At 68.4% G+C, this 22372-nt stretch carries 23 protein-coding genes; 5 read left to right on the top strand and 18 right to left on the bottom strand.

The genetic code is table 11. The features are described from left to right. Positions 1-41: 41 nt before the first annotated feature. Both BR31_RS0100290 and BR31_RS27045 read right to left on the bottom strand, forming a co-directional pair. A complete protein-coding gene (locus BR31_RS0100290) occupies positions 42-785 on the bottom strand; it encodes an acyltransferase (RefSeq protein WP_027499171.1) in 744 nt (247 codons plus the stop codon). A 16-nt stretch (positions 786-801) separates the two neighbouring features. Next, positions 802-1077, bottom strand: a complete 276-nt coding sequence (locus tag BR31_RS27045; protein ID WP_037175144.1) for a hypothetical protein — start codon at positions 1075-1077, stop codon at positions 802-804. Between the two features lie 330 nt (positions 1078-1407). On the opposite strand from BR31_RS27045, the gene BR31_RS0100280 reads away from it, so the two are divergent. Continuing rightward, positions 1408-2706, top strand: coding sequence for an outer membrane protein assembly factor BamB family protein (locus BR31_RS0100280; RefSeq protein ID WP_027499170.1), 1299 nt, complete (start codon positions 1408-1410; stop codon positions 2704-2706). A 25-nt stretch (positions 2707-2731) separates the two neighbouring features. Here BR31_RS0100280 and BR31_RS0100275 read toward each other — a convergent pair whose 3' ends face one another. The 12 genes from BR31_RS0100275 to BR31_RS0100220 form a co-directional block, all read right to left on the bottom strand. Then, positions 2732-3892 carry a class I SAM-dependent methyltransferase gene (locus tag BR31_RS0100275; RefSeq protein WP_027499169.1) on the bottom strand — a complete coding sequence of 387 codons (1161 nt, stop codon included), beginning with the start codon at positions 3890-3892 and terminating at the stop codon, positions 2732-2734. Beyond that, positions 3892-4872 carry a class I SAM-dependent methyltransferase gene (locus tag BR31_RS0100270; RefSeq protein ID WP_027499168.1) on the bottom strand — a complete coding sequence of 327 codons (981 nt, stop codon included), beginning with the start codon at positions 4870-4872 and terminating at the stop codon, positions 3892-3894. The genes BR31_RS0100275 and BR31_RS0100270 overlap by 1 nt, the downstream gene beginning before the upstream one ends. Positions 4873-4938: 66 nt before the next feature. Beyond that, positions 4939-5718, bottom strand: coding sequence for an enoyl-CoA hydratase/isomerase family protein (locus tag BR31_RS0100265; protein ID WP_027499167.1), 780 nt, complete (start codon positions 5716-5718; stop codon positions 4939-4941). Between the two features lie 9 nt (positions 5719-5727). Next, on the bottom strand, positions 5728-6540 hold the full coding sequence (locus tag BR31_RS0100260) for an NUDIX hydrolase (protein ID WP_027499166.1): 813 nt from the start codon (positions 6538-6540) through the stop codon (positions 5728-5730). Between the two features lie 72 nt (positions 6541-6612). Beyond that, positions 6613-7443, bottom strand: a complete 831-nt coding sequence (locus BR31_RS0100255) for an ABC transporter ATP-binding protein (RefSeq protein WP_027499165.1) — start codon at positions 7441-7443, stop codon at positions 6613-6615. A gap of 71 nt (positions 7444-7514) precedes the next feature. Beyond that, positions 7515-8177, bottom strand: coding sequence for a membrane protein YczE (gene yczE, locus BR31_RS27040; RefSeq protein ID WP_037175142.1), 663 nt, complete (start codon positions 8175-8177; stop codon positions 7515-7517). Positions 8178-8248: 71 nt separating this feature from the next. Next, the gene (locus BR31_RS27035; RefSeq protein WP_231496318.1) at positions 8249-8791 is read right to left on the bottom strand and encodes a hypothetical protein; all 543 of its coding nucleotides are present in this window, start codon (positions 8789-8791) and stop codon (positions 8249-8251) included. Further along, positions 8788-9600: a MerR family transcriptional regulator gene (locus BR31_RS0100240; RefSeq protein WP_027499164.1), complete on the bottom strand. Its 813-nt coding sequence runs from the start codon at positions 9598-9600 to the stop codon at positions 8788-8790. Before BR31_RS0100240 ends, BR31_RS27035 begins: the two co-directional genes overlap by 4 nt. Positions 9601-9649: 49 nt before the next feature. Next, the gene (locus BR31_RS0100235) at positions 9650-10402 is read right to left on the bottom strand and encodes an aminoacyl-tRNA hydrolase (protein WP_027499163.1); all 753 of its coding nucleotides are present in this window, start codon (positions 10400-10402) and stop codon (positions 9650-9652) included. After that, a complete protein-coding gene (gene serB, locus BR31_RS0100230) occupies positions 10402-11622 on the bottom strand; it encodes a phosphoserine phosphatase SerB (RefSeq protein ID WP_027499162.1) in 1221 nt (406 codons plus the stop codon). The genes BR31_RS0100235 and serB overlap by 1 nt, the downstream gene beginning before the upstream one ends. A gap of 107 nt (positions 11623-11729) precedes the next feature. Then, positions 11730-13463: an aa3-type cytochrome oxidase subunit I gene (gene ctaD, locus BR31_RS0100225; protein ID WP_027499161.1), complete on the bottom strand. Its 1734-nt coding sequence runs from the start codon at positions 13461-13463 to the stop codon at positions 11730-11732. Between the two features lie 171 nt (positions 13464-13634). Beyond that, the gene (locus tag BR31_RS0100220) at positions 13635-14471 is read right to left on the bottom strand and encodes a DUF427 domain-containing protein (RefSeq protein ID WP_027499160.1); all 837 of its coding nucleotides are present in this window, start codon (positions 14469-14471) and stop codon (positions 13635-13637) included. Between the two features lie 104 nt (positions 14472-14575). Here BR31_RS0100220 and BR31_RS0100215 point away from each other — a divergent pair, with 104 nt between their 5' ends. The 4 genes from BR31_RS0100215 to BR31_RS0100200 are packed head-to-tail and all read left to right on the top strand — an operon-like array spanning position 14576 to position 18264. Further along, a complete protein-coding gene (locus BR31_RS0100215) occupies positions 14576-15577 on the top strand; it encodes an ABC transporter substrate-binding protein (RefSeq protein ID WP_037175139.1) in 1002 nt (333 codons plus the stop codon). Between the two features lie 37 nt (positions 15578-15614). Continuing rightward, the gene (locus BR31_RS0100210) at positions 15615-16691 is read left to right on the top strand and encodes an ABC transporter substrate-binding protein (RefSeq protein ID WP_037175137.1); all 1077 of its coding nucleotides are present in this window, start codon (positions 15615-15617) and stop codon (positions 16689-16691) included. Beyond that, the gene (locus BR31_RS0100205; RefSeq protein WP_027499157.1) at positions 16675-17769 is read left to right on the top strand and encodes an HtaA domain-containing protein; all 1095 of its coding nucleotides are present in this window, start codon (positions 16675-16677) and stop codon (positions 17767-17769) included. Before BR31_RS0100210 ends, BR31_RS0100205 begins: the two co-directional genes overlap by 17 nt. A gap of 3 nt (positions 17770-17772) precedes the next feature. Next, a complete protein-coding gene (locus BR31_RS0100200; protein WP_027499156.1) occupies positions 17773-18264 on the top strand; it encodes an NUDIX hydrolase in 492 nt (163 codons plus the stop codon). On the opposite strand, the gene BR31_RS0100195 is transcribed toward BR31_RS0100200, so the two are convergent. From BR31_RS0100195 to nrdI, 4 genes are all read right to left on the bottom strand, one after another. Further along, complete coding sequence (locus tag BR31_RS0100195; RefSeq protein WP_027499155.1) at positions 18236-18619, bottom strand: VOC family protein; 384 nt, start codon at positions 18617-18619, stop codon at positions 18236-18238. The two genes, BR31_RS0100200 and BR31_RS0100195, sit on opposite strands and share 29 nt — an antisense overlap. 125 nt (positions 18620-18744) lie before the next feature. Beyond that, a complete protein-coding gene (gene nrdF, locus BR31_RS0100190; protein ID WP_027499154.1) occupies positions 18745-19719 on the bottom strand; it encodes a class 1b ribonucleoside-diphosphate reductase subunit beta in 975 nt (324 codons plus the stop codon). Positions 19720-19753: 34 nt separating this feature from the next. Next, positions 19754-21940 (bottom strand): class 1b ribonucleoside-diphosphate reductase subunit alpha, encoded by a 2187-nt coding sequence (gene nrdE, locus BR31_RS0100185; protein ID WP_027499153.1) that lies wholly within the window; start codon positions 21938-21940, stop codon positions 19754-19756. Then, positions 21898-22356 carry a class Ib ribonucleoside-diphosphate reductase assembly flavoprotein NrdI gene (nrdI, locus tag BR31_RS0100180; RefSeq protein ID WP_027499152.1) on the bottom strand — a complete coding sequence of 153 codons (459 nt, stop codon included), beginning with the start codon at positions 22354-22356 and terminating at the stop codon, positions 21898-21900. The genes nrdE and nrdI overlap by 43 nt, the downstream gene beginning before the upstream one ends. Positions 22357-22372: the final 16 nt, after the last annotated feature.

Below are 22372 nucleotides of genomic sequence, written 5' to 3'. Positions count from 1 at the left end.
GTCCGCCACTGGGCCAGAAGGACTCACGGGCGCGCAGCGCCTCAGCCCGCTGCTGCGGCCTTCTTGCGCTCGATGTCCTCGAGGGCGGCGATGTACTTGGCCCGCTCGGCCGCTCCGGCCTCCCAGGCCTCCTTGCGGTTCTTGACGACCTTGACGGGCGCCCCGACCGCGATGCTGTAATCCGGGATCTGGCCCTTGACCACCGCGTGCGCGCCGAGCACGCACCCGCGCCCGACGATCGTGTTCCGCAGCACGGTCACCTTGGCGGCGATCCAGGTGTCCGGGCCGATCCGAACCGGGCCCTTCACGATGCCCTGGTCCTTGATCGGGACGTTGACGTCGTCCATCCGGTGGTCGAAGTCGCAGATGTAGCACCAGTCGGCGACCAGGGTGGAGGCGCCGATCTCGATGTCGAGGTAGGTGTTGACGACGTTGTCCTTGCCGAAGACGACCTTGTCGCCGATGCGCAGGGAGCCCTCGTGGCAGCGGATCGCGTTGCCGTCGCCGATGTGCACCCAGCGGCCGATCTCGAGCCGCGACAGCTCGGGGGTCGAGTGGATCTCCACGTTCTTGCCGAGGAAGACCATGCCGCGCAGGATCACGTGCGGGTTCGCGAGCTTGAACTTGGCCAGCCGGTAGTAACGCACCAGGTACCAGGGCGTGTACGCCTTGTTCTCGAGCACCCATCGCAGGGAATCGCGGGTCAGGAACTTCGCCTGCTCGCTGTCGGTCCGACGTGATCCCCGCCACCTCGTGCGCAACGGTGCGCCCCACATGCTGGTCATGCCATGCAGCCTACGGTCAGCGAATGTGCGCCCCGCGACGGCCCACTCCGCCGCCACCGCCGAGCCATCCGCCGCCACCCAACAGCGCCGCGACCAGCGCCGCCGTCACCGCGACCACGATGACGGCGAGCAGGGAGGACGTCATCACACCGATCAGTGTCGCGGCGCCGACGATCAGGCCGACGACGATCACGACCCCCGCCTGTGGCGTACCGAGCAGGTGATTGTCGTTCGCGTCGACACGCGGCGAACGACGCGGCGCACTCAAATCCTCACCCCCGGACCCGTCCATGTCGACATTCAAACACAATTGCGACCGGAATTGTGCGGTTCCTTCGGCTAATTACCCCCAATTCGATACGGAACGTACCGAAATAACGGTCCAATCACGGGAGGCTCCGGACCTGCTTCGTCGCACCACAATTGGACGCTTGTGATCAAGCTGCCATTGAATTCTGAACCACTCGACATTTCACCCGCGGGCCCCGGCCACCGTTCGGCACACCCGATTGTCCTGCGTTCAACGGATAGCCGTTCCGCATTCCGCGGAGGGGCGGGCTCGCGCCCCTCGGCGGCAGGCCGGATAGTCTGCACCGAGCGAAATCCACACGAGGAGTGTTGAATGCGGCGTGTTCTCCGGTCGGCAGCGGTGTCGCTGACGGCAGTTTCGGCGCTGATCATCGGCGGCTGCAGCAGCGCACCACCGCTCGACGACGCCTACGCCCCGAGCGGATGGCCCGCCATGCACGCGGACGCCCGCAACAGCGGCACCAGCCCGGCAGAAGGGTCCCGCTCGATCTCCTTCGACTGGTCGCGCCCGATCGGCGCGCCGACCGCGACCGCCGCCTCGGTCGCGTCGAACGGCCAGATCTTCGTCACCTCGCGCAGCGAGAACGGCTGCAACCTCTACTCGTTCGAGATCGAGAGCGGCCGCAAGCGCTGGTGCAACCGGCTCGGCCCCGGCGTCGCGGTCTCGACCCCGCTGGTCGACCGCGTCACGAACGTGTATGTCGGCGAGGACGGCGCCATGAACTCGTTCAACGAACACGGCCAGCTGCGCTGGCGCACCGTGGTGAGCGGGACGCCGCTGTCCGCCCAGTTCACCGCCGACGGAAACCTGCTCTTCGTCACGCACTTCGGCGTCGTCTCGGTGCTCAGCACCCAGACCGGCAAGGAGATCGTGCCGTCGTACCAGCTGATCCCGACGCCGACCTATGACACCGCCAAGGACCTCCCGCTGCCGCCGGCCGCGCAGGGACTCGAGCAGTGCTTCTTCGGCGCCCCCGAGTGCCCCGTCTCGACCGCCCCTGCGATCGACCTCGCCACCGGAAGGTTCTTCCTCACCGTCTGGCGACCGGGCCGCCCGCACGCCGAGCTGGTCGGCCTGCGGTACGCCGACGGCCGGATCACCGAGGACTGGTCCTCCGACGCGCTGCCCGGCGGCGTCACGTCCAGCCCGGTGATCTCCGCCGACGGGACGACGCTGTACGCGAACGACAACGAGGGCGCGCTGTGGGCGCTCGATGCCGAGACCGGTGCGGCCCGCTGGAACCACGACCTCGGATTCGCCGCCGCGGGCAGCCCCTCCGTCGCCGCGGACGGCCTGATCATCCCGGCCGGCTCCGACAAGGGCCGCCTGCTCGCCCTGGAGGACAAGGGCGACCACGCCGAGTTGCTGTGGGAGCGAAAGGACCTCGTCCAGCTCGGTGTCCCGGCGCAGACCGGCGGCGCGACCGGCTACACGGTGGTACGCGAGGGCGAGACCGGTCTCGCGGTGCTCACCTTCGACACCGACACCGGCGAGACGCTCGACCAGGACACCCTGCCTGGCGCCGAGGGCTTCACCGTCGGCACGTCGATCGGCCCCGGCGGCGAGGTCGTCACCCCCACCCTGATCGGCGAGGTGTTCGTCCTCCGCTAGCCCGCAACGCGGCCGGGGTCCGGGTTCAGGCCCGGACACCCGCGGCGCAGACGAACGCGACCGGCGTGCGACCGATCCGGGTCAGCACGACGCTCAGCGACGCCGAGCCGCGCAGCTTCAGCCTCGGGCGCAGCACCGCCGGGTCCACGTCGACCCCGCGCACCAGGATCTCGGCCACCCCGCAGTCGAGGCGCGCGAGCTCCTGGCGCAGCGCCTTCTCCGAGTACTTGAGCTGCTCGATGATCCGGAAGCCGCGCACGCCCGCAGGCACCGAGTCGCCGGTGAGGTACGCGATCCGCGGGTCGAGCTGCCAGAGCCCGTGCCTGGCCGCGTAGTGCCGCACCAGCCCCGCGCGCACCACCGCCCCGTCCGGGTCGACGATCCACTCCCCCGGTTCGCGTTCGGGGATCTCGTCGGGTTCGGCATCGGTGAGCTCCCAGGCCGTGTCCGCGGTCAGCACGGTCGCGCGACGGCGAACCCCGGCCCCCGCCAACCCGGGCGACCAGAGGCAGGCCTCGCGCACGCCCCCGTCGAGCGAGACGATCTCCACCTCGCCCGGCCACTCCAGCGCGTCGTAGTCCAGTCCTGGCGCGCATTTCACCGACAGGTCGCGACCGCGGTACGCCTCAAGCAGGTCCGGCAGCGGCGGCTGCAGCGCGGCCGGGTCGTGCCTGCGCCTGCCGCCCGCCCGCCTGGCCGGATCGGCGAGGACGACGGTGTCGCGGGTGCACGGCACCAACGCGTCCGCGCGGACGACCGTCGCGCCGGGCACGTTGTGTTGCGCCATGGCGAGGCGAACCGGGTCGAGGTCGCTGCCGATCACCGTGCTCGCGACACCGACAAGGGCGGACAGTTCCGCGCCAACCGAGCAGGTCACGTCGTGCACCGCCCGGCCCGCCACCCGGTCGGCCCGCCTGCGCGCCACCGAGGACGGCGTCGTCTGCTGCAGCGCGTCGTCGGTGAACAGCCAGTCCCCGCCACCGTCGATCTTGCCGACGGCCTTGCGCCGCAGCAGCACCGTCTCGACCAGGGCACCGGAGCGGTCGGCAAAACGCGCACGCACCCGGCCGATGTCGGCCAGGTGCGTGCGCGTCGAGAGTTCGAGCCGATCCACCTCGGCGAGGGCGGCGATGCCGTCCTCGGACGTCAGGTACCGCACGTCCTCCCGGGTGAACTCGTATCCCACTACTTCGGTTCGGGCTTCACGCCGGTGATCATCACGTTGTAGAAGAAGCCACGCGGCACGACGTGCTTGAGGACCTTCTCGTCCACCCAGCTGAGCGTCTTCCAGCCGCCGAAGGCGAACCGGCCCCAGCCCCAACCCAGCTTCTCCGGCGGCACGGCGGCCTCGAAGGTCCGGACCGGCCAGCCGAGCAGCGCCGCGGCGAACTCCTCGGTCGCTGCGTGCACCTGGGTGGCGCCCGCCGACTTGGCCATGTTCTCCAGATCGGTGGGGTCGAAGGTGTGCAGGTCGACGACGGCCTCGAGCGCCGCGGCGCGGGAGGACTCGTCCAGCTCGGCCTGCGGGCGACGCCAGTCGGCCAGGAACGGCAGCTTGGTGACCCGGGTGGTGGCCTCCCACGTCGCGCGGCCGAGCCAGCGTGCGTAGAAGTTGCCGATGGTGGTGGGCTCACCCGCGAAGACGAAGCGGCCGCCCGGCTTGAGCACCCGCAGCACCTCGCGCAGCGACTGCTCCACATCGGGGATGTGGTGCAGCACGGCGTGACCGACGACGAGATCGAACGTGTTGTCCTCGTACGGGATCGTCTCCGCGTCCGCGACCCGGCCGTCGACCGGCAGGCCGAGGCCCTCGGCGTTGCGCAGCGCCACCTTCACCATGCCCGGCGACAGGTCGGTCACCGATCCGGTCTTGGCAACCCCGCCCTGCATCAGGTTGAGCAGGAAGAAGCCGGTGCCACAGCCGAGTTCGAGCGCGCGCTCGTACGGCAGCGGCTGGTCGCCTGCAACCGCGTCGAACCGGCCACGGGCGTAGTCGATGCAGCGCTCGTCGTACGAGATCGACCACTTGTCGTCGTACGTCTCGGCCTCCCAGTCGTGGTACAGGACCTGGGCGAGCTTGGTGTCCTTGAGCGCGGCTTCGACCTCTTCGGCCGTGGCGTGGGGGTTCGGCGCGGGATCCATCCCGTCCTTCGGGCTTGCAGTCATGGGTGAGAGCCTACCGGGTAGTAAGGAGTGTGAACAGGTTCTAGTTTTGTGCGGAATGCCGGGCCGCTACTTGCCCGTGAACTGCGCCTTACCCGGGCCGTTCGCGACAAAGGACTCCATGCCGATCGTCCGGTCGTCGGTCGCGAAGAGCTGCGCGAACTGCTGCGCCTCGATCTTGAGCCCGGTGTTCAGGTCGGTGTCGAGGCCCTGATCGATGGACGCCTTGGCTGCGGCGATGGCGCGGCTCGCGGCGCCGACGAACTGCGAGGCCCACGCGCGGGCCGCGTTGTAGACCTCGTCGGGAGCGACCATCTCGTCGATCAGGCCGATCGCGAGGGCCTCCTCGGCACCGACGAACCGTCCGGTGAACACCAGGTCCTTGGCCTTGCTGGGGCCGATGAGGCGGGCCAGGCGCTGCGTGCCGCCGCCACCGGGGATCACGCCGAGCAGCACCTCGGGGACGCCGACCTTGGCGTTGTCGCCCGCGATCCGGCGATCAGCGCCGAGCGCGATCTCCAGGCCGCCGCCGAGGGCGTAGCCGGTGATCGCGGCGACGGTCGGCTTCGGGATCTCGGAGATGCAACCGAGCGCCGACTGCAGGTCGCCCGCGACGGGGCTCATCTCGGCGAAGGACATCTCCGCCATCTCCTTGATATCCGCGCCCGCCGCGAACACCTTCTCGCCGCCATACACGATGACCGCCTTGACGTCAGCGTTGACGGTGGCCTCGCGGGCCGCGGCCCGGAGCTCCTCCTGCAACTGACGGTTCAGCGCGTTCATCGGGGGGCGCGCGAGCCGGATGGTGCCGATGCCGTCGGATACCTCGAGAGTCACAAACTCAGCCATGAGCGAAGGCTACCTTTCGCCCCACGGGTGCGCCCCGGCGGCGTAGTACGGCTCCTGACCGGGGAATCGCACCCGCCACGAGCCGTCCTCCTCCTGGTACAGCGTCGGCAGGATCACCGGGATCTCCGGCTCGGCCGCGAGAACATCTGCGACGGTGGCGTATTCGCCGATCGCGCTCAGCTGGCTCCAGGTCGGCGGGAGCAGCATGGTGCGGCCCTCGATCCAGTCGTTGACGGCCTGCGCCGGGGTCTGCCAGGTGACCTCGGCGGCCTCCGACGTCTCGCCGTCCGCGATCTGACCGGCGGGGGCCGCGGCCACGAAGAAGCGGGTGTCGTAGCGCCTGCCCTCGCCGACCGGGGTGATCCAATTCGCCCACGGCCGAAGCAGATCCGCGCGCAGCACCAGGTTCTCCCTGGCGAGGAACTCGCTGAACGAGAGCTCCCGAGCCTCCAGCTGCTTGCGCGCCTGCGCGTACCCGGCGGTGTCCGCGACGACGGTGTCCGCGGTCGGCCCGGCCAGCAGGACGCCGCACTCCTCGAAGGTCTCCCGCACCGCCGCGCAGACCAACGCCTTCGCCCTGCCCTCGTCGACGCCGAACCGCTCGGCCCACCAGGAGACCGGCGGTCCGCTCCATGCCACGTCCGCGTCGGCGTCCTGCGGGTCGACACCGCCGCCGGGGAACACGGTCATGCCACCCGCGAAGGCCATCCCGCCGACGCGCCGGAGCAGGAACACCTCGGGCCCGGACGCGGAGTCGCGAATCAGGATGACGGTGGAGGCGTCCTTCGGGGGAACTTCGGGGTGCGCTTCAAAAGTGGCCATGTGTCGGACGTTACAACGCCACCGCACGGGTTAGTTCGCGCGGCTCAAGAAAGGCCCTCCCTCGGCGGTGCCTCAGCGGCGATGCTGACCCGGCAGCCGGGTACGCCTTGCGAAGAATCGGCCGTCGACCTTGTCCAGGCTGATCGCCTGGCTGAACGCGTGGGTCAGGTTCTCCGCGGTGATCACGTCGTCGATCAAGCCCTGAGAGACGACCTCACCCTCCTTGAGCAGCAGCGCGTGCGTGAATCCGGGCGGGATCTCCTCGACGTGGTGGGTGATGAGCACGGTCGCGGGCGCGTCCGGGTCGGCGGCCAGGTCCGAGAGGCGCGCGACGAGCTCCTCGCGCCCGCCCAGGTCAAGCCCGGCCGCGGGCTCGTCGAGCAGCAGCAGCTCCGGATCGGTCATCAGGGCCCGCGCGATCAGCACCCGCTTGCGCTCCCCCTCCGACAGCGTGCCGTACGTCCGGTTCGCCAGGTGCTCGGCGCCCAGGCTCTCGAGCATCTCTACGGCGCGGGTGGTGTCCATCTCCTCGTAGCGTTCGCGCCACCGGCCCAGCACGGCGTAGCCGGCCGAGACCACCAGGTCGCGCACCACCTCGTCGGCGGGCACCCGGTGCGCGAGCGAGGAGGACGACAGCCCGATCCGCGGGCGCAGCTCGGTGACGTCGACGCGGCCGAGGACCTCCCCGAGCAGGTGGGCCTTCCCCGACGTCGGGTGCACCTCGGCGGCCGCGATCCGCAGCAGCGAGGTCTTGCCCGCGCCGTTGGGCCCGAGCACAACCCACTTCTCGTCGAGCTCCACCTTCCACGTCACGGGGCCGACCAGGGTCACGCCGCCACGGCGGATGAGTACGTCGTCGAAATCGATGAGCAGATCGGGATCAAGTTCGGACACGACGCCCATCTTGACCTACCCGGTCCTGGCGCACGCGGCAGGACCGGGTTGCGTGTCGCCCGCCCCCGGCGCCGCGCAGGTCACCGGGCCGGGCACTCCTCCTGCGCGACCGAGGGCACCGGCACCGCCGGTGCCGCGTCGGCGACGCGCGGGTCGAGACGGCCCCGGGACATCAGGCGCATCATCAGCTGGATCAGCGGCCCGATGCCGAGCGCGTAGACGACGGTGCCGACCCCGACGGTGCCGCCGAGCATCCAGCCGGTCGCCAGCACGGCGACCTCGATCCCGGTGCGGACCAACCGAACCGACAGCCCGGTGCGTGCGGCAAGGCCGGTCATCAGTCCGTCCCTCGGCCCCGGGCCGAGCCCCGCTCCGATGTAGAGCGCCGTCGCGAGGGCGTTGAGCACGACCGCGAACAGCATCACCAGGATCCGGGCGCCCATCGCATCCAGTTCGGGGAGCAGGGCCAGCGAGGTATCCACCGACACCGCGATCACCACGACGTTCGCGACCGTGCCAAAGCCGGGCCGCTGACGGATCGGGATCCACAGCAGTAGCACCGCGGCACCTGTCAGCGCGATGACGGTGCCGAAGCTCAGCGACGTCCGCTGCGCCACACCCTGGTGAAACACGTCCCAGGGGTCGAGCCCGAGCCCGGCGACCACCATCAGCGCCATCGAGAACCCGTAGAGCCACAGACCAACGAAGAGCGCGACGAGACGGGCGGGCAGGCGGGTGAACATGGTGGCCAGTCTCCCGACAACTGGACCGGGAGAAAAGAGCCACTTCGGCATCGGTGGACCGCACGAGCCAGTCAGGTCGTCACGGCGCGGAGCCGCACGAGCATCGCCTGCGGATCGTCCACATGCAGGCTCACGCCCGTGATCTCGGTCGGTTCCTCACTGTGAAAGGTGACCGGGATACCGCTTCGGAAGTCGATGTCGAGGACCGTGCCGTCCGGGCCCGGCAGATACAGGCGTCCGTCACGGAGTTCCTCGTCGGTCCTGTCGAACCGCCTGATGAGCCGCGCGGCATTGATCTCGGCCAGAACGACGGTCGCCACGACGGCCGATCCCGATCGCAGCACCAGGTCGTTCTCGGTGATCAGATGCGGATGCACCACCCGCCCGGCGAGCCAACCGACGACCATGACGAGTGAGACAACCGTAGCGATCAGCAGCGTCACGCGCAGCCACTGCCAGGGCACCAGGAGGTGGATCGCCACCGCCTCGATCAGCCCGGCGACCATGAAGGCGAACGGGAGCAGGAAGGTGCCCTTGGTGTATCCGAACGCGGCCGCCTGGCCCTGCCGATCGTCCACCTCACCGCGGATCCACATCCACACCGAGGCGATCACGCGGTGGCCTCGTCCGGTGACGACCCGAGCCGTGCGAGAACCCGCATCACGACCTCGCGCTGCGCCGGGTCGGGTACCAACTCGGCGACTGCCATCGTCGGAAGGGCCAGCGGTGCCGACGACTCCGCGCTGTCACCCATCAAGCCGGTTCCGGCGTACTCGCGAACGATCACGGACGCGAACCCCTCAGCGAGAGAGTCGATCTCCTGCTCCGCCGTAGCTGGATCGACCCCGACCAGTGCCGCGAACCGCCGATACATGCTGACGATCACCGCGCGCGAGCCCGGATCCGAGAGCACCCGCGTCGCGGCGTCGAACAGCGCGGAGGGTCCCGTGCCGGAGACGGCGAGCAGTTCCCAGGCGTCCCGCTCGCGTTCGAACTCACGGCGTGTTCTGGGATCGCCTTCCGCCGAGATCAATTCGGAGAAGGCCACGGCCAGTTCGGCGGGCAGTGGAGAGACAGGCCGACCCTCGCGGTGTGCGTCGAGCATCTCCTGTAGCCGCCGCCGTTGGCCGCCGAGACGATCGAGTTCGGCATCGATGCCGTCGATGAGCACCGTCAGGTCATCGCCGAGGTCGTCGGTATCACCTTCCGCGCGAGCCGATTCCATGATCGTGGCGATCGAACCGAGCGGGATCCCCGCCGCGGCCAGCCATCGAATGCGGAGCAGCCGGACCAGATCCGGCAACTCGTATGCGCGGTACCCATTGGATAGCCGTCTCGGCTCCTCGAGAATCCCCAGTCGGTGGTAGTGCCGGATTGTCCGCGGAGTGATTCCGGCCGTATGCGCCAGGTCGCCGATTCGCATGGACCCAGCATCAACCATGACGCTGCGTCATGGTCAAGCTCTCGGCTGTCTATCCGACCGGCGCGATCACCGTCATCGAGCCAGGGGCCACCTCGGTGTACCCGGCGTCACGCACGGCGATCGCCCGCCCCTGCGCCACCAGTTCGCCGAGCGCCGCCCAGCGCGCCGGATCGGCGTCCCGCACGCTGCAGCGGTAGCCGTCGCGCGACCACGCCCAGGCCCGCTCGGGATCCATCGCACCTGCCAACAGCATCGACGCGTGCCCGACCTGGGCCGCGGCCTTGCCGACAGTCATCTCCAGGGAACGGTTCACCCACAGCACAGGAAGGCCGGCCGCCGGTTCGCCCGGCTCGTCGTGCTCGAGGTCGGTCCCGCCGATCTGGAGTTTGCGGACGCGCTGATCGACCTCGCCGACCGGTCCCGGCACGATGGCCCTGGCCTGCGCCCCGTCGACCTCGACGGTGACGCCGTCCACGTGCTGCGCGGCGAGCCACTGCGATCCCCTGGCCCTGCGGGCAACCTTCCTGATCCGCGAACCCGTCCAGTCGAGCAGTGCCTGGCGCCACGGGCCCGGCTCACCGTCGTCGGTTGTGCCCGCCCGCTCGTCGAGGCACAGCGCCACCGTCGCCGCGGCCGCGGCCGCCAGCAACGCGCTGCGTGCGGGCGGGTGCACCTTGGTGATGTGCAGGACCATCGGCATCGCCAGCACCTGCGCGGGGTCCTCCGGGTCCGCACGGCCGCCGTAGCCGGCCGCGAGCACCGCGTGCCGGTCGAGGAAGGCGGCGGGGAGGCGCTCTTCCATCAGAGCGGCACCCGGCGCACCAGCCCGTCCTCGGCGTCGGCCGCCTCCACCTCGTGGCGGGTGACACCGAGGATGAACAGCACCGCGTCGAGGAACGGATGCGAGAGCGCCGCGTCCGCCACCTCCCGCAGTGCCGGCTTGGCGTTGAACGCGACCCCGAGACCCGCGGCGTTGAGCATGTCGATGTCGTTGGCGCCGTCCCCGACGGCGACGGTCTGCTCCATCGCGACGCCCGACTGGGCGGCGAACTTTCGCAGTGCGACGGCCTTCGCCGCCCGGTCGACGACATCGCCGATCACCCGGCCGGTCAGCTTGCCGTCGACGATCTCGAGGGTGTTCGCCTCGACGAAGTCCAGCTCCAGCTCGTGCGCGAGACCCTCGATCACCTGACGGAAGCCGCCGGAGACCACGCCGCAGTGGAACCCGAGCCTGCGCAGGGTCCGGATGGTGGTGCGGGCGCCGGGGGTCAGCTCGAGCGACTCGCCCACCTCGTCGATGACCGAGGCGTCAAGACCGGCCAGCACCGCGACGCGCTGGTGCAGCGACTCGGTGAAGTCGATCTCGCCGCGCATCGCGGCCTCGGTGACGGCGCGGACCTCCTCCTCCTTGCCCGCACGGGCGGCCAGCATCTCGATGACCTCGCCCTGCACCAGGGTGGAGTCCACGTCGAACACGATGAGCCGCTTCGCGCGGCGGGCCAGCCCGGCCCGCTCGACGGCGACGTCCACGGCCTCCCCGACGGCCACCTCGGCCAGCCCGGTGCGCAGGGCGGCATCGGCCTCGGCGCCAGTGTTGGCTGCGGTCACCATCAGCTCGAGCCCGGTCACCGGGTAGTCGGCGATGCCGCGGATGGAGTCGATGTTCGCGCCCTGCCGGGCGAGCTCACGGGCGATCGTGCTGAACGAGCGGGCACTGACCGGGCTGCCGAGCACCACCACCGCGTGGGTGGACGGCGCGGGCCTGGCCGCTGCGAACGAGCCTGACTCCACGTCGACCTGCATGCCGACGGTGGCCATCGCCCCCTCGAGTTCCTCCTGGAGCGCCTCGGCGTCGTTGGGGTAGGACACCAGGACGCCGAGCGTCAGGCGCCCCCGGATGACCACCTGCTCCACGTCCAGCAGGCTGACGCGGTGCCGCGAGAGCGCCGCGAGCAGCACGGACGTGACGCCGGGGCGGTCCGGTCCGGTGACCGTGACCAACACCGTGGTGTCTGAACCCACCGAGAACTCCCTCCATCCCGCGGCTAGACCGCGGATACGAACCCATTGTGCCAATCACAAGGCCCCGCCCGAAGCTCGGGCGGGGCCTTGTGAGTTGTTCATTGCGGCTAGTGCGCGTCCTCGAGGACCGCGGTCGCCTTGCTGCCGTGGCCGGGCCCGACGTGCGCCTCGGCACGCATCCGCTCGACCATGTGCGGGTAGTGCAGCTCGAACGCCGGACGCTCCGAACGGATCCGGGGCAGCTCGGTGAAGTTGTGCCGCGGCGGCGGGCAGGACGTCGCCCACTCCAGGGAGTTGCCGTAGCCCCACGGGTCGTCGACCGTGACGATCTCGCCGTAGCGGTAGCTCTTGAAGACGTTCCAGATGAACGGCAGCGTCGAGGCACCGAGGACGAACGCGCCGATCGTCGAGATCGTGTTCAGCGTGGTGAATCCGTCGCTGGGCAGGTAGTCCGCGTAACGACGGGGCATGCCCTCGTTGCCGAGCCAGTGCTGCACGAGGAACGTGGTGTGGAAGCCGATGAAGGTCGTCCAGAAGTGCCACTTGGCGAGGCGCTCGTCGAGCAGGCGACCGGTCATCTTCGGGAACCAGAAGTAGATGCCCGCGTAGGTGGCGAACACGATGGTGCCGAAGAGCACGTAGTGGAAGTGCGCGACCACGAAGTACGAGTCGGTGACGTGGAAGTCGAGCGGCGGGCTGGCGAGCAGCACGCCGGACAGACCACCGAAGAGGAAGGTCACCAGGAAGCCGACGGAGAACAGCATCGGCGACTCGAAGGTCACCTGGCCCTTCCACATCGTGCCGATCCAGTTGAAGAACTTCACGCCGGTCGGGACCGCGATCAGGAACGTCATGAAGGAGAAGAACGGCAGCAGCACGGCGCCGGTGGCGTACATGTGGTGCGCCCACACCGCGATGGAGAGGGCGGCGATGCCCAGCGTGGCGTAGACCAGGCCGCTGTAGCCGAAGAGCGGCTTACGGCTGAACACCGGGAAGATCTCCGAGACGATGCCGAAGAACGGCAGCGCGATGATGTAGACCTCGGGGTGACCGAAGAACCAGAACAGGTGCTGCCAGAGCAGGACGCCGCCGTTGGCCGGGTCGAAGATGTGTGCACCGAAGTGCCGGTCCACGAACACACCCAGCAGCGCCGCGGTCAGCAGCGGGAAGGCCAGGAGGATCAGGACGCTCGTCACCAGGATGTTCCAGGTGAAGATCGGCATGCGGAACATGGTCATGCCGGGGGCGCGCAGACAGATCACCGTGGTGATCATGTTGACGCCACCGAGGATGGTGCCGAGACCACCGACCGCGAGGCCGAGGATCCACAGGTCCGCACCGACGCCGGGCGAATGCAGGGCGCTGGTCAGCGGGCTGTAGGCGGTCCAACCGAAGTCGGCGGCACCACCGGGGGTGATGAAGCCTGCGGTGGCGATGATCGCGCCGAACAGGTACAGCCAGTAGCTGAACGCGTTCAGACGCGGGAACGCCACGTCAGGGGCGCCGATCTGCAGCGGCAGGATGTAGTTCGCGAATCCGAACACGATCGGGGTTGCGTACAGCAGCAGCATGATCGTGCCGTGCATTGTGAAGAGCTGGTTGAACTGCTCGTTCGACAGGAACTGCATCCCCGGAACCGCGAGTTCTGTACGCATCAGCAGGGCCATGAGGCCGCCGACGAGGAAGAACGCGAACGACGTCACCATGTACATGATCCCAAGAACCTTGGGGTCAGTGGTGGTGATCATCTTGTAGATGTACGAGCCCTTGGGTCCCAATCGCGCCGGGTAGGGCCTGGCGGCGTTTATCTCGGGGACTGGCTGGGGCGCTACGGCAGTCACTGATCCTCCTGAATGTGCCCTTGGTCGCTCCGCAGGCTCCGCTCAGGACGTCCGGCCCCGGGCTGCGAGGCGAACGTCCTCTTGCTTGCGCTCTGACGAATCGTAGACCGTCCCTCCACGATCCGCGGAGCCGGTCCTACCCATCGTCGTACTTCGTGTCGCGTACAGCCGTCATGCAGGCTCCGACCAGGGCGTACGCGGCCGGACCACCGGTGCGCCGTCGACGGTCACGTCGAGCCGCTCCTGAAAGAAGGCGACCAGCCCGGCGATCTGAGAACAGTCCGGCAGCGGGCGTTCGTAGCTCCACGCGACATCGATTCCGCGCTCGCCCGCCGCCTCGGCGGTGAAGTACGACGCCTCCCCCTTGTACGCGCAGTAGGTGCGGGTCGCGGTGGGCACCAGCGGAACGTGGACATCCTCGCGCGGCAGGTAGAAGCGCGTCACGGGCAGCATGGTCTCGAACACCGCTGACGGCCGGTCCGACTCGGCGAGCAGCAGGCCGTCGAGCTCAACGCGAACCCGCCGAGAGCTGCGACGGACGTCGACCCGATGGAAGGGATCGCGCGGATGGCCGAGGATCGGCTCGTCCTCCTCCCACCAGTCGAAGGCCTCGAAATCCAGTAGCACCAGCTTGGACAGCACCTCGTCCGCCGGCCGGAATGCGGCGGCCGGGTACACCGCGCCGTCGGTGACGATGTCGAGCGCGGTTCCGTGGCAGGTGTGCGCGGCGAAACCGACTCCGGGGCCGAGCGCCGGGCCGGTCTGCTCGTCCAGGAACACGGGCATCTGCGTGCCCACACCACCGGGAGCAGGCGACAGCGTGCCCTGCACGTCGCGGATCGGCACCGCGTAGGCAGGGACCACCCGGCGGGGCTCCCACACCAGCACTGCGTCGAGGGAGTCGGCCACCACCCGGTCACCACTGCGGGCGCGGATCCGCTTGCCGGTGGGCACGTATCGAAGCTCGCCCAGCTCCTGCAACAACCTCTTGTGCATCGAGACGGCCATGCCCTCCATGGTGCCCCCACCCGACAGCCCGGGCGGGGACATCACACAGCAAAGGGCAGCCTTGCTAAGGTTTCGCTTACCTAACGATCTGACAGGAGTTCTCCGTGAAGGCCCGCAAGAATCCGCTGCTCACGCTCGTCGCGGGAGCCGCAGCCGCACTCATCGGCCTGACCGGCTGTTCGACCGAGAACACCGAGTCGGCCCCCGAGCCTGCCGCCCAGGCCCAGTTCCCGCGCACGGTCGCGCACGCGCTGGGATCGACCGAGATCCCCGCCGCCCCGAAGCGGGTCGTCGCCCTCGACACCAGCTACTCCGACGCCGTCCTGCTCCTCGAGACCGACCTGGTCGGGTACGTCACCTATCGCACCGACACCCTGCCGGACTATCTCGGCGACGCACGCGGCGAGTTCGCGAAGGACGCCGTCGCGGTCGGCGCACTGGCCACGCCGAGCCTGGAGAAGATCGCCGAACTGCAGCCCGATCTGATCGTGTCCGCGAAGGTCCGGCACGGCGACATCTACGAGCAGCTGTCCAAGATCGCGCCGACGGTGATGTCCGAGACCACCGGGCCGACATGGAAGGACAACATCCGCCTGCTCGGCACGGCGCTGGGCAAGGAGGACCTCGCCGAGCAGAAGATCGGCGCCTACGAGGACCGGGCGGCGGCCGTCGGCCGCGAGATCAACGCCAAGGCGAACAACCCGACCGTCTCGGTCGTCCGCTTCGCGGGTGAGCCGACGGCGCGGATCTACCGGAGCACGTCGTTCAGCGGCATCGTGCTCGCCGACGCCGGGCTCGCCAGGCCCGCCAGCGCTTCTCCCGACCCGGCAAAGCCCTCCAGCATCGCCAACGACATCAGCCCGGAGCTGATCACCGAGGCCGAGGCGGACCTGATCCTGGTCTCGACCTACCACGCCCCCGACGGCAGCACCGCGGTGGCCGACCACGCAAAGCCATTCCTCACCAACCCGCTCTGGGCGGGCCTGCGCGGCCGCAAGATCGACGTCGACGACACGGTCTGGATGGCCGCGGTCAGCGTCCAGGGCGCGGGCGGCATCCTCGACGACCTGGCCGCGGCCTACGAGGTCGACCCGAACCGCAGCTAGTCTCGACACCGCCCGACAGCTCAGGAGGACCCCCCACATGCGTAAGCCTCATCCCGTCCGCCGCATCGTGCCCGCGGCCCTGCTCACGGCCACGGCCGTGTTGCTCGCCGCGTGCGGCGGGTCCGGCACCGACGACGCCGCCGACGGCATCGTGCGCAGCACCACCAGCGTCGCGGGCGCGGGCGTGCTCGGCAACGCCCGTGACACCGAGAACGTCTGCGGCCCAACCGCTCCCGTCGACGCGGCCGGCGTAACGGGCAGCACCCGAAAGGTGGTGCACGCGGCGGGCGAGACCGAGGTACCCGCGGATCCACAGCGGATCGTGGTGCTCGACACCGACAAGCTCGACACCGTCTGCGCGCTCGGCCTGCAGGACCGCCTGGTCGGCGCCGCGGTGACCGGGGCGGTCGGGTCCCAACCCGAGTACCTGGGACCGACGATCGCGGGCGTCGAATCGGTCGGGACGGTGCAGGAACCGGACATCGAGAAGATCGCCACGCTCAAGCCGGACCTGATCCTGGGCTCGAAGTTCCGCACCCCGGAGCTCTACCAGCAGCTCAGCGCGGTCGCCCCCACCACGTTCACCGAGAAGGTCGGCACGACGTGGAAGGACAACCTGCTCCTCGACGGCACCGCGCTCGGCCGCGGCGCCGCCGCGCGTCAGGCCCTCGACGACTACCAGGGTGCCGCCACCGCGACGGGCAACACCCTCGACTCCTCCCAGACGCAGGCCTCCGTCGTCCGCTTCATGCCCGGCGCCATCCGGATCTACGGGCCGGACAGCTTCTCCGGCCAGGTCCTCGCCGACGCGGGCGTCCAGCGCCCGACGTTCCAGCGCCTCGAGGACGCCAAGGACAAGCGATTCGCGGAGCTCAGCGAGGAACAGCTGAGCAAGGCCGAGGGCGACGTCATCTACGTGAGCTTCTACGGCGACGAGGCCAGGGGGCAGGGGGTCGAGGTCATGAAGGGCGGCCTGTGGCAGGGCCTCGGCGCCGTCAAGGACAAGCGCGTGTTCGCCGTGGACGACGAGATCTGGATGACCGGCATCGGCGTCGTCGCGGCCCGCGACATCCTCGGCGATCTGGAGGCCTCGCTCAATGGCTACGTCAACTAGGCGCCGCGGCGCCCTCGCCTCGCTGGCGGCCGCCATGATCGGGTCGATCGCGTGGTCGGCCCCGGCCGCTGCCGCGCCCGCCGAACCCGGCGGCGCGGCCAGGATCGAGCTGTTCGCCGCCGACGGCAGCACCGCACTCGGCGACACCGCCGTGCACGAGGGTGACCGGATCGTGGTGCGCGGCACCGGGTTCGATCCGCAGGCCAATACCGGCGGACTGCCTGTACCGGTGCCGCCCGGCGTCCCGCACGGCACCTTCGTCGCGTTCGGTGCGTTCGCGCCGCAGTGGCGTCCGTCCGAGGACGCACCCGCGCAGGCCCGGGTCGGGCAGCAGCGCTCGGCCACCGCGTGGGTGATGTCCGAGCACGCGCTGAACCGGGTTCCCGACGCGCCCTTCGACTTTCGTCGCACCATCCGGCAGCAATGGGTCCCCCTCGCCGGCGACGGTTCCTTCACCGCCACGCTCACGGTCAAGAAGCCGGCAACGGCCGCACCGGACGCGGTCTACGGGGTGTACACCTACGCCGCCGCGGACGCCGTCAACGCCGCGGAGGAGCTGTCCGTCCCGGTGAACTTCGACCCGGCACCGGGACCGAACGCGCCGACGCCGCCCGCACAGGACCTGCTGTGGGCCCTCGCGCCCGGCTACACCGACCTGGTGCAGCGCGGCACCCAGGGTTCGGTCGTCGGTAGCGACGGCGGGACGGTACGCAAGGACGGCCGCCTCGCGTTCGAGCTCGAGTCCGCCGATGTCGATCCGACGACCGGCCTCGGTACCGTTCGCTATCGGGGCACCGTGGTCTCCTTCACCCGCTTCCACCTCGCGGAGATCGCGCTGGCCGATCCGTGGATCGAGTTCACACCGGAGGGCACCTTCCTGTCCGCGAAGACCTCCGAGGGCAACATGGTCGGCACCGACGCCATGAGTCGGATCCGATTCGCGCAGTTGGATGCTCCGGCAAAGGCCGGCGTGTCCGAGTTCACCGACGTCCCCGTCCGGTTCGCGACGGCGCTGCAGCCGAGCATCCTGGCGCCGTACTCCGGCGCTCCCGCCGCCCCCGTCACGTTCCGGTACTGACCGATGCCGATCCCCAGGTTCGTCAGCGACCTCCGCGCTCACGTCGGACACGCCCCGTTGTGGCTGTCCGGCGTGAGCGCGGTCGTCGTCGACGGTGCCGGCCGAATCCTGTTGACACGCAGGGCAGACAACGGGATGTGGGCGGTGGTCTCCGGCATCCTCGAACCCGGCGAGGAACCAGGCCCGGCCGCGCTGCGCGAGATCCTCGAGGAGACGGGGGTCGAGGCGGAGCTCGTGCGCATCACCAGCGTCGACACCGCCGGTCCGATCACCTACCCGAACGGGGACGTCGCGAGCTATCTCGACGTCTGCTTCCTGGCGCGGCACACGGCGGGAGATGCCCGCACGGCCGACGACGAGAACCTCGAGGTCGCCTGGTTCGAACCGGGCGCGCTGCCCGCGGACCTCACCGAGAGCTCGACGCGGCGCATCGAGAAGGCCCTCCGCGACGTGCCCGAGGCGTGGTTCAGCCTGCGGTCTCCCACAGACCCATGATGTTGCCCTCGGTGTCCTTGAAATAGGCCGCGAACCCCATCTCGCCGACCGGCTGCTTGGCCTGGATCGTCTGGCCCCCGAGCGACTCGATCTTCGACAGCGCGGCATCGATATCGGCGACGTCCACCGTGATGACCGGCCCCTGCGGCGAGTCCGCGCTGCGCTCGAACATGCCGCCGCCGATGTATCCCGGCTCGGCCGGCATCCCCGACTCCGCGGCTGGCCCGGTCGAGACGATCGTGTAGTCCAGTTCGGGCATCTCGACGACATTCCATCCGAACGCCTGCTGGTAGAACTTCCTGGCCCTGGCCCCGTCGCCGAACGGGACCTCGAAGTGCACAACCTTGCCGCTCATCGTGTCTCCTCACCTTCAAGTGAACCTCGGACGATCCCGACGCTAGCCCGATCCCCCGCACGCGTGAAGGGCCCCTGCACGTGTGCAGGGGCCCTTCATCGATGTGTTCTGACCGGGAGCAGGTCCTAGAAGTCCCAGTCCTCGTCTTCGGTGTTCACGGCCTTGCCGATCACGTAGGAGCTGCCCGACCCGGAGAAGAAGTCGTGGTTCTCGTCCGCGTTCGGGGACAGCGCCGACAGGATCGCCGGGTTCACGTCGGTCTCGTCCTTCGGGAACAGCCCCTCGTAGCCGAGGTTCATCAGCGCCTTGTTGGCGTTGTAGCGCAGGAACTTCTTGACGTCCTCGGTGAGCCCGACCTCGTCGTAGAGGTCCTGGGTGTACTCGACCTCGTTGTCGTAGAGCTCGAAGAGCAACTCGAAGGTGTAGTCCTTCAGGTCGTCGCGCTCGGCCTGGCTGAGCTGCTCGAGCCCGCGCTGGTACTTGTAGCCGATGTAGTACCCGTGCACCGCCTCGTCGCGGATGATCAGGCGGATCAGGTCGGCGGTGTTGGTGAGCTTGGCCCGCGAGGACCAGTACATCGGCAGGTAGAAGCCCGAGTAGAACAGGAACGACTCGAGCAGCGTGGAGGCCACCTTGCGCTTGAGCGGGTCGTCGCCACGGTAGTAGTCCATGACGATCTGCGCCTTGCGCTGCAGGTTCGGGTTCTCCTCCGACCACCGGAACGCGTCGTCGATCTCACGGGTCGAGCACAGCGTCGAGAAGATCGAGCTGTAGCTCTTCGCGTGCACCGACTCCATGAACGCGATGTTGGTGTACACCGCCTCCTCGTGCGGGGTGATCGCATCCGGGATCAGGCTGACGGCACCGACGGTGCCCTGGATCGTGTCCAGCAGCGTCAGGCCGGTGAAGACCCGCATGGTCAGCTGCTTCTCGTTCGCGGTCAGGGTGTTCCACGACGGGATGTCGTTGGACACCGGGACCTTCTCCGGCAGCCAGAAGTTACCGGTGAGGCGGTCCCAGACCTCGGCGTCCTTCTCGTCCGGGACGCGGTTCCAGTTGATCGCCGACACCCGGTCGATCAGCTTGATCTTCTCGCTCACGATTCCCTCACTCCATTCGAGCCGTACGCCACACTCACAGCATGCACGAGACGCAACCCTCGACCTCGGTGCCCTCGAGGGCCATCTGACGCAACCGGATGTAGTACAGCGTCTTGATGCCCTTGCGCCACGCGTAGATCTGAGCCTTGTTGATGTCCCTGGTGGTGGCGGTGTCCTTGAAGAACAGCGTCAGCGACAGACCCTGGTCCACGTGCTGGGTGGCCGCGGCGTAGGTGTCGATGATCTTCTCGTACCCGATCTCGTAGGCATCCTGGTAGTACTCCAGGTTGTCGTTGGTCAGGTAGGGCGCCGGGTAGTAGACGCGACCGATCTTGCCTTCCTTGCGGATCTCGATCTTCGACGCCACCGGGTGGATGGAGCTGGTGGAGTTGTTGATGTAGGAGATCGATCCGGTCGGCGGCACCGCCTGCAGGTTCTGGTTGTAGATGCCGTGCTGCTGCACGGACGCCTTCAGCTCGCGCCAGTCGTCCTGGGTCGGGATGTGCAGGCCCGCATCGGCGAACAGCTGCCGCACCCGCTCGGTCTGCGGCTCCCAGACCCGGTCGGTGTACTTGTCGAAGAACTCACCCGAGGCGTACTTGGACTCCGGGAAGCCGGCGAAGTACGTGCCGCGCTCCTTGGCGATCTCGTTGGACGCCCGGATCGCGTGGAACACCACGGTGTAGAAGTAGATGTTCGTGAAATCGATGCCCTCTTCGGAGCCGTAGTGGATCCGCTCGCGCGCCAGGTATCCGTGCAGGTTCATCTGCCCGAGACCGATGGCGTGTCCCTCGTCGTTCGCCTTCTTGATCGACGGGACGGAGTCGATGGAGGTCTGGTCGGCGACGGCGGTCAGCGCGCGGATCGAGGTCTCGATGGTCTGCGCGAAGTCCGGCGAGTCCATTGTCTTGGCGATGTTCAGCGAACCCAGGTTGCAGGAGATGTCCTTGCCGATATGGCTGTAGGACAGGTCGTCGTTGAACTCCGACGGCGTGGAGACCTGGAGGATCTCCGAGCACAGGTTCGAGTGGGTGACCTTGCCCGCGATCGGGTTGGCACGGTTCACGGTGTCCTCGTACATGATGTACGGGTACCCGGACTCGAACTGCAGCTCGGCCACGGTCTGGAAGAACTCGCGCGCCTTGATCTTCGACTTGCGGATCCGCTTGTCGTCGACCATCTCGTAGTACTTCTCGGTGACGTTGATGTCCGCGAAGGGCACCCCGTAGATGCGCTCGACGTCGTACGGCGAGAAGAGGTACATGTCCTCGTTCTTCTTCGCCAGCTCGAAGGTGATGTCCGGGATGACCACACCGAGCGAGAGGGTCTTGATGCGGATCTTCTCGTCCGCGTTCTCCCGCTTGGTGTCGAGGAAGCGGTAGATGTCCGGGTGGTGCGCGTGCAGGTACACCGCGCCCGCGCCCTGACGCGCGCCGAGCTGGTTGGCGTACGAGAACGAGTCCTCGAGCAGCTTCATGATCGGGATGACACCCGAGCTCTGGTTCTCGATCTTCTTGATCGGGGCGCCGTGCTCGCGAACGTTGCTGAGCAGCAACGCGACTCCGCCGCCGCGCTTGGACAGCTGCAGGGCGGAGTTGATGGAGCGCCCGATCGACTCCATGTTGTCCTCGATGCGGAGCAGGAAGCAGGACACGGGCTCGCCGCGCTGCTTCTTGCCCGAGTTGAGGAACGTCGGGGTGGCCGGCTGGAAGCGGCCGGCGATGATCTCGTCGACCAGCTTGGTGGCCAGATCCTCGTCGCCTGCGGCCAGCGTCAGGGCGACCATGCAGACACGGTCCTCGAACCGCTCGAGGTAGCGCTTGCCGTCGAACGTCTTGAGCGTGTACGAGGTGTAGTACTTGAACGCACCGAGGAAGGTGGGGAACCGGAACTTCTTCGAGTACGCGTGGTCGATCAGCGACTTGACGAAGTTGCGCGTGTACTGGTCGAGGACCTCACGCTCGTAGTAGTTCTCCTTGACCAGGTAGTCCAGCTTCTCGTCCTGGTTGTGGAAGAAGACGGTGTTCTGGTTGACGTGCTGGAGAAAGTACTGGTTCGCGGCCTCGCGGTCCTTCTCGAACTGGATCTCGCCGTTGGGGCCGTACAGGTTCAGCATCGCGTTCAACGCGTGGTAATCGAGTTCTCCCGAGGAGACGTCGGGTCGTGCCACAGCGCGTTCTACACTCCCAGCCGGGGCTGTGTCTGTGATTGTCGGTGCCACTGTTCACTCTCCATGAATTGTTCGAGCCCGTCCCGGACTGCTACTACGTCTTCGGCGGTACCCATGAGCTCGAAGCGGTACAGGTAAGGAACCCTGCACTTCTGCGAAATCACGTTTCCGGCATAGCAATACGACTCGCCGAAGTTCGTATTGCCGGCAGCGATCACCCCGCGGATGAGGGAGCGATTGTGCTTGTTGTTGAGGAATCTGATGACCTGCCTGGGCACGTAGCTCGTGTCCCGTCCGGTCGCGGTGATCCCGCCCCCGTAGGTCGGCAGGATCAGGACGTACGGCTCATCGACCTCGAACGTGCCCTCACGGTCGTGCAGCGGAATGCGCGTGGCCGGGACACCCAGCTTCTGCACGAAGCGGTGGGTGTTCTCCGACGCGCTGGAGAAGTAGACCAGCGATGTCACAGCCGATCATCTCCGC

The sequence above is a fragment of the Rhodococcus sp. UNC363MFTsu5.1 genome, from assembly GCF_000686785.1.
Taxonomy (GTDB): domain Bacteria; phylum Actinomycetota; class Actinomycetes; order Mycobacteriales; family Mycobacteriaceae; genus Rhodococcus_G; species Rhodococcus_G maanshanensis.
This window is presented reverse-complemented; position numbering and strand designations above follow the sequence as displayed.